The following is a 14,117-nucleotide window of genomic DNA, read 5'->3' as shown; positions in this document are numbered from 1 at the left end:
ATCAATGTCTGTCGAGAAGACGGTGGTCCGCCAGAGCCGTCAGGCCTTGCAAAACACCGTCGTGAACAAAGGTGATGTCGTCATCGCTGTGGGCGGTTGAGAGAAAACCGCCGCGGTCTCCGGCACGAAGGTGAACGCCGGAGGTCAGAAGAAGGAAGGAAAGCATGGTGACAGCCTGCGGCGAGATGCGGCTGCGGGCAGCGGATATGGCAAAGAACGAACCGAAGCTCATGAACGCAACGGGCAACCCCGCATCTTTGAGCGTGCCGTTCAGCCGTTCCACGAATGCCTGGGTCCTGGCGTTGAGGCTTTCTTGCAGGGCCGGTCCGTCTTCCAGCAACCGCGTCGCAACCGCCTTTGCGGCTGCGAGCGCCAGCGGATGGCGGCAATAGGTTCCGGCAAAAAATGTCGGGGCCACTTTCGGGAAAGAGCTGTCGCCGTAAGCCCATGCTCCGCCATCGACGAAATCCATGAACCGCCCCTTGCCGGCGATAAGCGACAGCGGCAACCCGCCGCCGGCGATTTTGCCATAGGTGGCAATATCAGCATCTATGCCGAAATGGGCCTGTGCGCCGCCGGGTGCGACGCGAAAGCCGGTAATCATCTCGTCGAATATCAGCGCGCTTCCGGTGTTTTCGGTCACGCTTCGCAACTCATGCAGAAACTCGCGCGGCTGCAGTTCCGGGTTCCTGCTTTGAACAGGCTCGACGAGCACGCCGGCAAGGCTTTCGCCGTGACGCCTGATATAATCGATGGAACGGGGATTGCCGTATTCCAGCAGCACGATATCGCGGGCGGAGGAAGGGGCGACGCCCGAAAAGCCGGGAACTGCTTTCGTCAGCACCATGCGTTTCAGGAGCGGCTTCAGCGCCACCAGCCACGCCGGATGAGACCGCAGCAACGCGCCCCTGCGGATATATTCCAGTTTGGTCGCCTTATGCAGGGCAGGGTCGGAGTGGCCGTGATACGAACCTGTAAACAGCACGATCTTGTCGCGCCCCGTTGCGGCACGGGCTATGCGCATGGCCGTCTGCACGGCTTCGGTGCCGGTATTGCTGAATGTGACGCGGTCTTTTCCGGTGATGCGGCAAAACAGTTCCGCGGTCTCGCCGGCCAGATCCGATTGCGGCCCAAGTGCAAAGCCCTTGGCCAGCTGCGCTTCGATTGCCGTGCGGATAAAGGACGGATTATGGCCGAAGAGATTGGTCCCGAGGCCCATGAGAATATCGACATATCTGTTGTTGTCGATGTCCTGCAAATAGGCGCCTTCCGCGTGGGTGGCGACGATGGGATACAGGGCCTCTTTGGTCTGCATCGTGAAGGGAAGGCCGATCGAGCTCTTGTCCGAAAGGAAATCCCGGTTATAGGCGGCGGCGCGCTTCGAACCCGGCGTCTTGAGATTGAAGCTGGCAACGATTGTGGTGACAGGGTCGGTCGCGGGGGCAGTTGCTGGGCCGGGATTGTTGTGAATATTCATTCGACGGCCTCCTGAGTGACTTCCTGCCCCGCGCTGTCGCCGGCAATCTTCGTGCAGAGGAAGTAGACCGCCCTCTCATCGGTCACCGGACCGCCATCGGTGCTTCGCATTTTCACCGAAAAGCCCGATGCCCCTAGAAGTTCGGTCACGGTTTCCAGATTGTGCCCCCAGACAGGGTTGGTCACGGAGTGACGCTGCCAGTTCTTTCCGGGAATGCCGAAGCGGGCGATGAGAGCGAGCCGCCGGCGATTGGAAAGCAGCCGGGCCGCCAGCCTGTATGCCGCCTCCACCGGGGAGAAGCCCGCCTCTTTTGACCTCGTATGGATTTCAACCGTGAAGGACCCCTCGTTTGACCGCGAATTATAACGAGGCGTGATCAGCCAGGCATAATCGTCGGTGAGTTCACCCTCAGCGGGCACATCGCGCCAGTAGCGCACCATCTGGCCGGGATGGTTGATGTCGAAAGCAAAAATTCCGTCATCCTTCAGGCAACGGCGAACGCTTGAAAAAACCTTCTGCAGGTCTTCCGTATTCGGGATGTGGTTCAACGATGCGCTGGTGCACACCACGCCGTCAAATGGTTGTTCAAAGGTGAAATCCCTTGCGTCCCCAAGAACGAATTCAAGATCGGGTGCATTGCCGCGGGCATGGTTTATCATGTCCTGCGAACCATCCAGCCCGGTCACGGCATATCCGCGCGCAGCCATCAGCTTTGCAAGATGTCCCGTTCCGCAGCAGAGATCGAGAACCGAAGCGCCGTCGGGCAGTTGCGAAAGAACCGCCCGTGCCAGGGGCTCGATCTTCTGCTCGCTATAGCGCGGGCCAAGCGTGTGGTTGTAGAGCCATGCCCAATGGTCGTAATTGCCGGCTTCGCTTGATATGACTGTGCTCATCGTTCACCCTGCTTTCGCGCGTCATCGGACGTCGCGTTCAGAAAGTTGGCCTTGGCAAATGCGCGCAGATATGTTCGCAAGAGCTCGAATGTCAGGGCCGGTTCGCGGAATGGTGCGTCGGACATTGCCGCCTGTGTGAGGTGGCAATCGAAGTTGCGCGTCTGTTTTTCATCACTTCTGCCGGCGGCGGAAGGGGAGCGCAGCAGTCCCAGCAATGGATAAAGCGGGTGGTCTGGCGTTCCACGCGCCACATCGCTCAGCATGTCCTGCCATTCCCGCTGCGAAACCCGCTCAAGCTTGATCCCCTCCATTTCGCAGGCCTCGAAGAGCCGGGCACTTGAAACGGGGGAGGAATGAATGAGATGGAAAACCTGTCCCGCCGAAGCCGGTTTGCCGGAGAGATGGACAATCGCCCGGGCCACATGGTCGACCGGCAGCATATCGAGCAGCCTTTCGCCTTCTGGCGCTGTCCCGGTGTAGAGATAGGCCTGTACCAGACGGCACAATATGTCCGAGCCGTTGAAGGCGCCGGTAACGCTGTCGCCGGATATCGCTCCCGGCCGGTAGATCGTCACCGGCAATCCCCGCTTTCCGGCTTCGTTGACGAGATGCTCCGCCACCCATTTGCTCCGGTTATAACCGCCGGCGGGTGGGGCAAACCCTTCCACGCTCTCCAGTTCGCAGACAGGCCGGGCATCGCCGCCAGAACCGCGACGCGGTGTCAGCGCACTGAGTGTCGAGATGTAATGAACATGCCGCCCCGCCCCGGCGCAGGCGAGTTTGAGAACTTCGCGGGTTCCAAGCACATTGGTCTCGCGCAACCGCTCATACCGATGCAGATGGTGCACTTCCGCGCCATTGTGGAAAATACAATCGGCATTCCGGAGAATATGGTCGTAGTCTGCCGCGGCAAGCCCGAGATTTGGTTTGGATAGCTCGCCCGACAATGTCGTCACACGTTCCGTCAGCACGGATTGGGGCAGGTCATATTGCCGGAAGGCGTGCCGCAGGCGGTTCATTCCGTCGTCGCCACGCACCAGGCAGGTGACTTTTCTCGCCGGGTCGCGAAGCAGCTCGTGGAGCAGATAGGTGCCGAGAAAGCCGGTCGCGCCCGTCAGGAAGACGTGGGCGGTGCCGCTTTCCGCTCTTGCCGTCGCACTCGGGCGGATTGCCTCATCCAGCTTTATATCGCGCTTCAGCAGCAGGGTTTCTTCGTCGCTGCCGCTATCGCCGGCGTCTCTGGTCCGCAGACGGTTCGCCAGCGCTTCCACCGTGGAGGCGTTGAAAAGATCGAGAACGCCGATATCGAGCCCGAACTTCTCCTTTGCGACGGCGCAGAAACGGGTGGCCAGCAGCGAGTGGCCGCCAAGCGCGAAGAAGTCATCGGTTGCGGCAACCTGATCAATATTCAGAACATGCCCGAATGCGCTGGCTATCCGGGTTTCCATTTCGCCTTCCGGCGCCCGGCCATCGGGGTTTGTTTCGGCGCGCGGCGCGGGAAGCTTTGAGGGATCGATCTTGCCGTTCACGGTGAGCGGCAGCGTCTCAAGCCAGTCGAACGTGTCGGGCACAAGGAATTTCGGCAGGCGGTTTGCCAGCCATGCGCGGATTTCCGAAGGCGTGGGTCTGACTGCCACGTCCTGATCGGTTTGGGGAACCGCATAGGCGGCGAGCCTTTTGCCGCCGCGTCCGTCGTCACGTACCGCCACCGTCGCCGAAACGATGGACGGGTGGGCAAGCAGGCCGGCCTCTATTTCCCCGGGCTCAATGCGGTATCCACGGATCTTGACCTGGCTGTCCAGTCGCCCTGACACGTGTATCCGGCCATCGGCAAGCAGCACGGCGCGATCGCCGGTGCGGTAGAGCACGCCCGCTCTCCCGTTTGTGGCAAATGGATCAGGAACGAAACGTTCGGCCGTCAGCGCCGCCCGGTCGTGATAACCGCGGGCAATGCCGCAACCGCCGATATGAAGTTCTCCCGGCACGCCGAAGGGCAACAGCTCGAGATTATCATCCAGCACATAGAGCTGCTTGTTTGCCGCAGGCCTCAGCACCGGCAGGCCGGCGCGGCCGCCTCCCATGTCGACCATGCTGGCATTGACGGTGGTTTCGGTGGGGCCATAGGCATTGATGAAACGACGGTTCTTTCCCCATCTTTCGATGAGTTCCGGCATAGGAACTTCTCCCCCGACCAGAACGGTGCGCAGCGACGGCAGGTCGTCGACCGGCAGTGAAAGCAGCGCCGATGGCGTCATCGTCAGGTGCGTTACCTGTCGCGTGTGCAGGATGTCGGCCAGTTCGGCGCCGGGAAGCGTCGCATATCCGGGCAGGAGAAGAAGCCTGGCGCCGGCGCCAAGGCTCATGACGAGTTCGGGAATGGAGGCATCAAAACTGAAGCTGAAGAATTGCAGCACACAATCGCCAGGCCTGACGTCACAGGCGCGAATCTTGTCCCTCGTCAGATTGATCAGCCCGCTATGATCAACAAGGACGCCCTTTGCCTTGCCTGTCGAGCCCGACGTGTAGATCACATAAGCCAGCTGTGACGGATGCGTGACCGTTTCAAGATTGTCGGCGTGTTCGTCATGGGGGAAATCCTCATCCAGATTGAGCCGGTCGGCTGTCGCTGGGAGATCGATCGAGCTGTGGCTGACGACAAGCCGGGCGCGTGCATCCGACAGCATCGCGCCAATCCGCTCCGCGGGATAATCTGGATCGAGAGGCAGATAGGCACCGCCTGCTTTCCAGACCGCAAGCCAGGCGACGATCATGTCGAAACCGCGCGGCAACGAGATTGCGACAACGGTTTCCGGTGTAACGCCTTTACGCTGCAACAGGCGCGCCAGCCTGTTTGCGCGCGCGTTGAGTTCACCATATGTCATGGTATCATCAGTTCCCGCGCGCGGCATGATGAGTGCCACGGCGTCCGGCGCGCGCGCCACATGCGCTTCGAACAGCTCATGAAAATAGTGCGGGCCGACGTGTTCCTGCGCCGTGCTGTTGAAGTCGAAAACCCGCTGCCGTTGTTCTTCCTGTGTCAAAAGCGCAAGGGTTGCGATCGGCAGGGAGGGGTTGGCGATGATGGATTTCAGCAGTTGCTGGAAATGGCTGGCGAACAGGCCGATCGTCTCGACGCGGAACAGTGCGGTCTTGTATTCGACCGTGCCGGAAAGCTCGGCCTCCGTCTCGCGTAGATCGAGGCACAGGTCGAGCCTCGAAACCTTGTCCTGGCGCGCCAGCCGGCGCATTTCCAGCCCGGGAAGCCGGATGCGCTCGCGTGGTGCTGCGTCGAGCTGGAATTTGATCTGGAACAGCGGGTGGCTGTCGGGATCGCGTTGCACACCGACCATATCGACAATGCGCTCGAACGGCATGTCCTGATGGCTGATGACCTGCTGCAGGGTCTCATGTGTTTGCCGCAGGGCCTTTTCAAAATTGCCGAAAGGATCGACACGCGATCTGACGGGAAGCGGATTGACGAATAGCCCGACCAGATCTTCCGTCTCCACATGCGGGCGGCTGGCGACGGGCGTGCCGATCACCAGATCGGTCTGTCCGGTATAGCGGTGGATCAGTAGGTTGAAGGCGGTAAAAAGCGCCGTGAACAGCGTCGTGCGATGCGCGGCGGCAATCTTGCGTAGCGCATCGGCCGTCTCTTTTTCGATCGAGAAGTCATGCAGTTCACCCGCATGACCATGGCCTGCGGTGCGCGCCATGTCCGTCACCAGCTGCGTGGTCTGCAAAGGTTTCGAAAGGTGCTGCTTCCAGAATTCCTCGAGCGCGCCCGCCGTTTCCGCCGCCAGACGCTCGCGCTGCCATGCGGCAAAGTCGCCATATTGTATCTGCAATGCAGCTTCTGCTGCCGCGCTGCCGGACACTTGCGCGCTATAAAACGCGCCGAGATCTTTCAGCAGGATTTCAGTTGACCAGCCGTCGGCGCATATGTGGTGCAGCGTAAAAACGAGGACATGGCGGCCGTCGCCGCACTTGACGACGAGCAGGCGAATGGGCGGTTCGGCGGAAAGATCGAAGGGTCTGCTTGTTTCCGCATGAATGACATCTTCCATCGCCGCAGCAGCGGGTGAAATCTCCGCGACGGAAAGCGGTGCGTCACAGACCGCGGAGATGGTTTGTTTCGGCACGCCCTTGTCGCTGTATATGCGGGCGCGAAGGACTGTGTGGCGGTTCATGACGCCAGCGAGCGCCGCCCTCAGCGCATCGAGGTCGAGAGCGCCGCGCACTTCGAGCGCAATGCAGATATGGTGCAATGCCGAGCCCGGATAAATCTGGTCGATCAGCCACAGTCTTTCCTGGGCAAATGACAGCGGCGGGTAAGTCTCGTGACGGGGCGGAATATCATTCTGGCCCAGCGTGGCGACATCCGCATGCGCCATGTTGAGGAACGCCAGAATGTCGTTTTTTCTGGTCCGGATTTCGCTCATCACCGCATCGTTCAGGCGACCATCAGGGTCTGAACATTTCAGGCTGCCGGCATCGATCCAGACACGGATATTGTTCTGATGAAGCCGGGTTATGAGGGTCTCGACTGGCTCGATGTAATTCATAAGCCGCCCCTTGGCTTTGTCAGCTTCACACGATCCGGAGAACGAATGGTGAGCCCTTTCAGGTCGGTGTCGGGCAGCATCGTCCGCATCGCTAAAACAACTATCAATTGCATGTTCGGCGGCCTGAAACCGGTCTTCAATTTCAATTTCTTATTCTTGACTAAGCGATTCAAGAATTATATGCAAGAGGTAATTGTTGTCATTGAGACGCAGCGGGCAGCGATGCCTGCCGCTCTCGATTGAGCGTGAGCAATCAGAACGATGAGCATCCTATAGTTGCTCGTCGCGAAGAATGATGGCCGGACGTCAGGAGTTTTTTCAGATGCAGATCATACCGATGTTCGCTCGAAAACCATCTGGAGAACGCGATTTTATAACGATAATACATAGGCTTGAGGATATCGCCGCAGAACGACCGGCAGATGAGGCGTTCCGTTTTTATCCCGATGATCCCGGAGCGATCGGTGAAAGCCGTAGCGATGGCTGGACGTGGAGCGAATTGAATGCTCGCGTCAAGATTGTTTCCGATGAGGTTTCCAGGACGGGTCTCGTCGGGCAGGGCGGCCGGGTCCTCATCGTTTATCCGCCTGGTCTCGCCTTTATCGCGGCCTTTCTCGGATGCCTGCATGCCGGTGCCGTTCCGGTGCCTGTTCCGGCGCCGCGGCGAAATGAAGGAATACACCGTTGGTTGCATATTGCGAAAGACGCCGGCATCTCGGGAATAGTGTGCGCTGACGAATTGAAGGAGTTGCTCGAACCGCTCCAGAGGGCGGTCGGCCACGGATTTTGCCTTGCGCCTTCAGGCGCCGATCCGAATATTCCGCTGCACGATCTTACGCCTTCCTCAAGTGCGCCTGCGGTTCTCGACGGAAGCCGGATTGCATTTCTGCAATATACATCCGGTTCGACCAGCGATCCGAAAGGCGTCATGGTCACCCATGCCAACCTGATGGCCAACCTGCGGCAGATCAGCCTTGCGTTTCACTATGGCACTGAGGACCGGTCTGCGACGTGGTTGCCCCATTATCACGATATGGGGCTGATCGACGGCATCCTGTCGCCGATCTTCAACGGATTTCCGGTGTCGATCATGGCGCCTGCGAGCTTTCTGCGGCGTCCGCTGCGCTTCCTTGAACTGGCGACGCAAAACAGGGCGACCATCATCGGCGGGCCGAATTTCGCCTATGAGCATTGCGCCGACCGCTACAGTGAAGAAGCGGCCGCGCAGCTTGATCTCTCCACGGTTCGGATCGCCTATAATGGTGCGGAGCCCGTGCGCCCGCACACGTTGAGGCGCTTCAGCGGCCTGTTTGCCGACCATGGCTTCCGGCACGATGCCTTCTATTGCTGCTATGGCCAGGCCGAAGCCACGCTTTTCCTGACCGGAAATGCGCCATCCGATCCGCCGCAATTGCGGTGCTTCGAGCGCGAAACGCTGGCGAAGCAGGGAACGGCGCTGCCGCTCCCGGCTGGAGCGGACGAGCATAATGCAATCGAACTGGCGGCCTGCGGACGTCCCGGGGCGGACATTGAAATCGTTGTCATGGAGCCCGAGGAAAACCGGCTGCTGGACGATGGGCAGGTCGGTGAATTGTGGATCCGTGGTCCGAATGTCACTCCCGGTTATTGGGCGAGGGCAAAGGCAAGCACGGAAAGCTTCGACCAGAAAATTGCCGGTGAAGGTGGCTGGCGCCGGACGGGCGATCTCGGCTTTCGCCATGAAGGGCAATATTTCATTACCGGCCGCCTGAAGGATCTCATCATCATCAGGGGGCAGAACCATCACCCCGAGGACATAGAGCAGACCGCCTTCTCCTCGCATTCGGCACTCGCCCAGGGGCGTGCGGGCGCTTTCGCGCTTGATGTGGATGGGGAGGAGCAGGTCGGTCTCGTTTGCGAGCTCACGCGTGAGGGCTTGCGTAATCTTGATGCCGAAGCCGTTCTGCAAGCCATTCGCGGCTCCATTTCCCGCGTTCACAAGCTCAAGCTCGCCATCATCGTCCTCATCCGCCCCAGCAGCCTGCCGCGCACGCCGAGCGGCAAGGTCCGGCGTTTCGCTTGCCGCCAGGATTTGCTGAACGGAAATCTCAAGGTGGTCGAGCGTTGGGAGGCCGCCCCGCAGGCGAGTTTCACGCCCGTTGCCGAGCCGGGGGCGGTGGCGGACTGGGCGCAACAATTGGCGCTGGTTGACCGATCCCGATATCCGGCCCTGCTTCGGCAGTGGATCAGGGAGGAAGTTTCATGGCTTTCCCGTCTTCCTGCCGGAACCCTGCCCGCTGCAAATGCCGGTTTTTTTGATCTCGGACTGGATTCCGTGGCGCTTGTGGGCCTTGCCGGAACGCTGGAGCGCGAACTGGGTGTCAGAACGCAGCCGACACTGTTTTTCGAGCACGCGACGATCGATGCTCTGGTGGAGCATCTCTGCTGCGACCTCCTCACTCCCGAGGTAACGGCGCAGGTGCAAGAGCAGCCGGCGCAGAATTTCCGGCCGGACGAGCCGCAGGAAGAAAGCGACCTGTCGTCCGAACTGGCTGCCCTGTCGTCACTTCTGCAGGCTGGAACAGGCCGAAAATAATCTCATGCTTTTCATGCAATCGATGATCGGAGCCATCGCCGATGAACGTAAAACAACAGGCCGGGGCCAGCAGTCAGCCCGATCAGGCGACATTGCTCGGAATATTGCGAGACGCGCGGGAGCGTCTGCAGATTTTCCAGAAACGCCATGACGAGCGCGTCGCGATCATCGGCCTCGCGGGCCGTTTTCCCGGTGCCGATGATATTGACGGTTTCTGGCAGCTGCTTGCCAACGGCGGCTCCGGACTGACGACGGTCACGGATGCCGATCTCGAAAGCGCCGGAATCGACCCGCAATTGGCGGGACAGCCCGACTATGTCAGGGTCTGGGGCGGCTTCAGCGATCCGACCGCTTTCGATGCCGGTTTTTTCGGTTATGCGCCAAGGGAAGCGCAGCTGCTCGATCCGCAGCAAAGGGTGTTTCTGGAATGCGCCTGGAACGCGCTGGAACATGCCGGTTACGGAAGCGGGAAAAGCCGGGGCCGCACGGGTGTTTATGCCGGCGGTTCGCTGAATTATCACTTCACCCATATTCATTCCGACCCGTCCCTGCGCGACAGCGTGGCGCCGCTGCAGGCAGGGCTCGGCAATGTTTCCGGCATGATCGCATCGCGTGTCGCTTATCACCTTGATCTTGACGGTCCGAGCGTGGGCGTCCAGGCAACCTGCGCCACCGGTCTGGTGTCGGTGCATCTCGCCGTTCAGGCATTGCTTTCGGGTGAATGCGAGATGGCGGTGGCCGGCGCGGTTTCCGTTGGCCAGCCCAAACCTGCCGGTTATCTTTATGAGGCGGGTGGCATCGGTGCTCCCGATGGCCAATGCCGGCCATTCGATGCGGCTGCGAGTGGCACTATATTCACCAACGGTGTCGGCGCCGTGATCTTGAAGCGCCTCGGCGACGCGAAGGCGGCTGGCGATACGATCTATGCCGTCATTGCCGGGTCGGCGATCGGTAACGACGGCAGCTCCAAGGTCGGGTTGACGGCTCCAAGCGTCAAAGGTCAGGCTTCGGTTCTCAAGAAAGCGCTGGCCAATGCCGGCATTGCGCCTTCGGCGGTGGATTATGTGGAAGCGCACGCGACCGCGACCGCGATTGGCGATCCGATCGAGCTGACTGCGCTGAACCGCATCTACGGGCCGTCGCTTCGGGCCGAAGGCCGGACTTGCCTCATCGGCTCGCTCAAGGGAAATGTCGGGCATATGGATGCCGCAGCCGGCATTGGCGGGCTCATCAAGACTGTCCTTGCGCTGCGGCATGAATGCCTGCCCGCAAGTGGCAACTTCACGACGCCCAGCAGCGCCTGCGATTTTGAAAGCGGTCCCTTCCGGGTGGCCGCAGGCAAGTCAGACTGGAAAGCCGATGCCGGCAGGCCGCGCCGTGCCGCCATCAGCGCTTTTGGCATGGGGGGCAGCAATGCCCATGTGATCATAGAGGAAGCATCCGCACGACAGGGATCGGCGGAAGACGAGGCGCGCGCGCTGCTGCTGCCGCTCTCGGCGCGTTCGGCGGCATCGCTCGCCGCGATGCAATCTTCCCTTGCGGATGCGCTTGCGAAGCTCAAAGAAAATGAAGGGGTGTCCCTTGCCGATGTGGCCCATACGCTGCAGACGGGGCGCGAGACCTTCAACCACCGTTCCATCACGGTCGCGACGACGCTATCGGATGCGTCCGAGAAACTGAAAGCCGCCTCCGGACCCGGTTTCGCTACGGGCCAGCTCCCGCAGCATGATCCAAGTCTGGTTTTCATGTTCCCGGGCCAGGGCAGCCAGCATGTGGGAATGGCCCGGTCGCTTTATGAGCGTGAGGAGCACTTTCGGACCGCGCTGGATGAATGCCTGTCATTGATACCGGACGATCTTGAAATCCGGGCGTTGCTTCTTGCAGGGGCGGATGCCTCCGATACCGGGCTGGACCGCACGGACCGTGCCCAGCCCGCCTTGTTCGCCGTTGAATATGCGCTGGCCAGAATGTGGATGCAGAAAGGGTTGCAGCCACGGGCCATGATCGGCCACAGCGTCGGTGAATATGTCGCCGCCTGCCTCGCCGGCGTGTTCTCCCTGAAGGATGCCATGTTCCTCGTGCTGGCACGGGGGCGGTTGATGCAGAGTTGCGCCGCCGGCGGAATGTTGTCGGTCATGTTGACCGAGGCTGATCTGCGCGCCCGGCTGGATGAGGGGCTGGAAATAGCTGCCGTGAATGGCCCGGGTAGCTGCGTTGTTGCTGGCGACACGGAGGTTCTGCACCGGTTTGCCGAACGGCTGGAGAAGGACGGAGCCGGCTGCCGGCTGCTCAGGACATCGCATGCGTTCCACAGTGCGGCGATGGAGCCGATCCTTGAGGAGTTTGCAGGCCTGTTCGACGGCATCGCTCTCTCTGTGCCGGCAATCGATGTGATGTCCAATCTTTTCGGAAACTGGCTGCGGGCCGAAGAGGCCTGCAACCCGGCATATTGGACCGAACATCTCCGCAGGGCGGTAAATTTCAGCGACGGCATAAAACATATTCTCGAGCTTTCCGCTCCCGTTCTGCTGGAGGTCGGGCCCGGCTCGACACTTTCAAGGCTGGCGCGCCAGCAGGCGAATGAAGATTGCCGCATCGTAACGTCCCTGCCGGATGCGGCCGGAACGGCCGACGCTGCCGACCATGCGTTGCTGGCGTTCGGACAGCTATGGCTGGCGGGCATCGATGTCCGCTGGGAGGCGCTTGAAGACGGATCGCCGCGCCGCCGTGTGGGTTTGCCGGGTTATCATTTCGAGCGTCAGTCATATTGGATTGCGCCCCCCGCAAATGGGCGGGAAGTTGCTCCTCCCACAACCCACAGACCGATGGCCGAATGGTTCCATCAGCCGGTGTGGAAAACACGGCCGTTGAAAAATGGGGCGGCGGCAAGCGCTCGAGGCCGCTGGCTCGTTTTCGGTGCTGAGGTTCTTTTCGATATTCCGGACGGGATCGATGCGGTTGTTGTTCGCGAGGGTGCGACATTCGGCGTTTCGGAGAAAGCCTATACGATCGATCCGGCGAGAACGGAGCATCTCGTTGCCCTGTTCGATGATCTTGCCAACAAGAACTGGACGCCGGATCAGGTCGTCGGCGGTTTTGGATTGGCGGAGACGGACCTGCCGGATGCCGCGTGGAATTTCGCGCTTGACCTTGCCCGAACGCTTGCCGGTGGCAACCAGCGCCCGGATGTGACATTCATCGGCAGGTCCATGCACGGGATTTTCGCCGCCGATGGCGTCGAGCCCGCGAGAGCCCGGATCAACGGACTGGCGCGCATGCTGGGTCAGGAACTGCCGGGATTGTCGTGCCGCAGTATCGATCTTCAGGGCCTGCCGGACGCAAATGCCGCAAAATGCCTTCGGGATGTCGTCTCTTCGCCTCTGGTCGAAGGGGAGCAGATTTATGCCCTTCGCGATGGTATTTTGTTCTCGCTCTCCCACGAGCGGGTCGAACTCAGCGATGTTGAAGCCGGTTCCATTGCAAAGCCCGGTGAAACCTATCTTGTCATAGGCGAACTTCTGGGAGGGTTGGGGCTTGTCTATGCCCGCGCGCTCATCAAAGCTGGAGCAAAAGTCATTCTGGCGGGTCGTGCGGGAATTCCGCTGGTGCCGGACTGGGAGCGCTGGCTTGCATCTCACAGCCCCCGTCATCCGGTCAGCCTTTTCATCCAGACGCTCAGATCGCTCCGAACCCTTGGCAAGGACTATCTTCTCTTTTCGGGGGATGTCAGTGAGGCGCAATGGCTTCGCTCCGTACTGGAAGAGGGGGAAAAAAGCCTCGGCACCGTGAAGGGTGTTTTCCACACGGCCGCGATGGGTGATCAATATTTCGGGCTGCTCGGCAATGAAAATTTCGACACCAAAAGCCTTCAGGCCGTAAAATCCGGCACCATTGACGCCCTTGATCGCGTTCTTGGACAGCGCAGCGACATTTTCGTGCTTGTCCAGTCGTCGCTCTCATCGATCGTTGGTGGCAAAGGCCTTGGCCGATACGCTGCGGAAAATGCCTATCTGGATGCTTTCGTCTCCGCAAAACGGCAGGCGTCCGGTCCGGTGTGGAAATCCGTCAACTGGGATGCCTGCGCGTCGGTTCACGCGACGGAGGCCGGCCATGCGGCCCATCGGGAAATAACCCCGGAGGAGGTCTGGCAGGTCACGGCGCTGGTGCTTTCGCAGGCTTCGCCGGCGTCAATCGTCGTCACGCCCTATGATCTCGAAAACCGTCCGGCAGCGGACGTCCAAGGTTCCGACGGCGCTACAGTGAACGGCCAGAAATCCGCCCGGAGCGGGGTGTCGGCCGCCTATGCCGCGCCGCAGGGGCCGCTTGAGGAAGAAGTCGTCGCCATCATGGCGGAGCTTCTCGGGATAAATGGTATCGGCGTTGCCGATAATTTCTTCGAACTCGGCGGGCATTCGCTGCTCGCCATCCAGGTCGTCGCCCGGCTTCGAAAGCGCTTCGACGTCGAAATCCCAATGCGGGCCCTGCTTTTCGACGCACCGACGGCCGCCGGCCTTGCCAGGGTCATTCAGGAGGGTCTCGACGCCCGCAACCATGAGGCGGATATGCTTGCCTCGATGCTTGATGACGTCGAGGCCGGTCGTTGAAGA

Annotated in this window: 6 protein-coding genes; 3 read left to right on the top strand and 3 right to left on the bottom strand. The window is 60.6% G+C overall.

The features are described 5' to 3' along the window. Position 1: 1 nt before the first annotated feature. The 3 genes from CFBP5499_RS18920 to CFBP5499_RS18910 are packed head-to-tail and all read right to left on the bottom strand — an operon-like array spanning position 2 to position 6,935. Positions 2 to 1,477: an aminotransferase class III-fold pyridoxal phosphate-dependent enzyme gene (locus CFBP5499_RS18920; RefSeq protein WP_080829338.1), complete on the bottom strand. Its 1,476-nt coding sequence runs from the start codon at positions 1,475 to 1,477 to the stop codon at positions 2 to 4. After that, entirely contained in the window at positions 1,474 to 2,370 is an 897-nt protein-coding gene (locus tag CFBP5499_RS18915; protein ID WP_080829340.1) for a class I SAM-dependent DNA methyltransferase, read from the bottom strand. The genes CFBP5499_RS18920 and CFBP5499_RS18915 overlap by 4 nt, the downstream gene beginning before the upstream one ends. Next, the gene (locus CFBP5499_RS18910) at positions 2,367 to 6,935 is read right to left on the bottom strand and encodes a non-ribosomal peptide synthetase (protein WP_080829342.1); all 4,569 of its coding nucleotides are present in this window, start codon (positions 6,933 to 6,935) and stop codon (positions 2,367 to 2,369) included. The genes CFBP5499_RS18915 and CFBP5499_RS18910 overlap by 4 nt, the downstream gene beginning before the upstream one ends. Positions 6,936 to 6,980: 45 nt before the next feature. On the opposite strand from CFBP5499_RS18910, the gene CFBP5499_RS18905 reads away from it, so the two are divergent. The 3 genes from CFBP5499_RS18905 to CFBP5499_RS18895 are packed head-to-tail and all read left to right on the top strand — an operon-like array spanning position 6,981 to position 14,114. Next, entirely contained in the window at positions 6,981 to 7,178 is a 198-nt protein-coding gene (locus CFBP5499_RS18905) for a hypothetical protein (protein ID WP_080829343.1), read from the top strand. A 49-nt stretch (positions 7,179 to 7,227) separates the two neighbouring features. Further along, on the top strand, positions 7,228 to 9,510 hold the full coding sequence (locus CFBP5499_RS18900; RefSeq protein ID WP_336470682.1) for an AMP-binding protein: 2,283 nt from the start codon (positions 7,228 to 7,230) through the stop codon (positions 9,508 to 9,510). Between the two features lie 41 nt (positions 9,511 to 9,551). Further along, entirely contained in the window at positions 9,552 to 14,114 is a 4,563-nt protein-coding gene (locus CFBP5499_RS18895; RefSeq protein WP_080829345.1) for a type I polyketide synthase, read from the top strand. Positions 14,115 to 14,117: the final 3 nt, after the last annotated feature.

The organism is Agrobacterium tumefaciens, from assembly GCF_005221325.1.
Lineage (GTDB): Bacteria > Pseudomonadota > Alphaproteobacteria > Rhizobiales > Rhizobiaceae > Agrobacterium.
The sequence above is the reverse complement of the archived record's forward strand: the minus strand, read 5'-3'. Positions and strand labels throughout refer to the sequence as shown.

Excerpts from the sequence above, each read along its gene's own strand:
- CFBP5499_RS18920 (WP_080829338.1), bottom strand. The coding sequence starts at position 1,477 with ATGAATATTCACAACAATCCCGGCCCAGCAACTGCCCCCGCGACCGAC.
- CFBP5499_RS18915 (WP_080829340.1), bottom strand. The coding sequence starts at position 2,370 with ATGAGCACAGTCATATCAAGCGAAGCCGGCAATTACGACCATTGGGCA.
- CFBP5499_RS18910 (WP_080829342.1), bottom strand. The coding sequence starts at position 6,935 with ATGAATTACATCGAGCCAGTCGAGACCCTCATAACCCGGCTTCATCAG.
- CFBP5499_RS18905 (WP_080829343.1), top strand. The coding sequence starts at position 6,981 with ATGGTGAGCCCTTTCAGGTCGGTGTCGGGCAGCATCGTCCGCATCGCT.
- CFBP5499_RS18900 (WP_336470682.1), top strand. The coding sequence starts at position 7,228 with ATGATGGCCGGACGTCAGGAGTTTTTTCAGATGCAGATCATACCGATG.
- CFBP5499_RS18895 (WP_080829345.1), top strand. The coding sequence starts at position 9,552 with ATGAACGTAAAACAACAGGCCGGGGCCAGCAGTCAGCCCGATCAGGCG.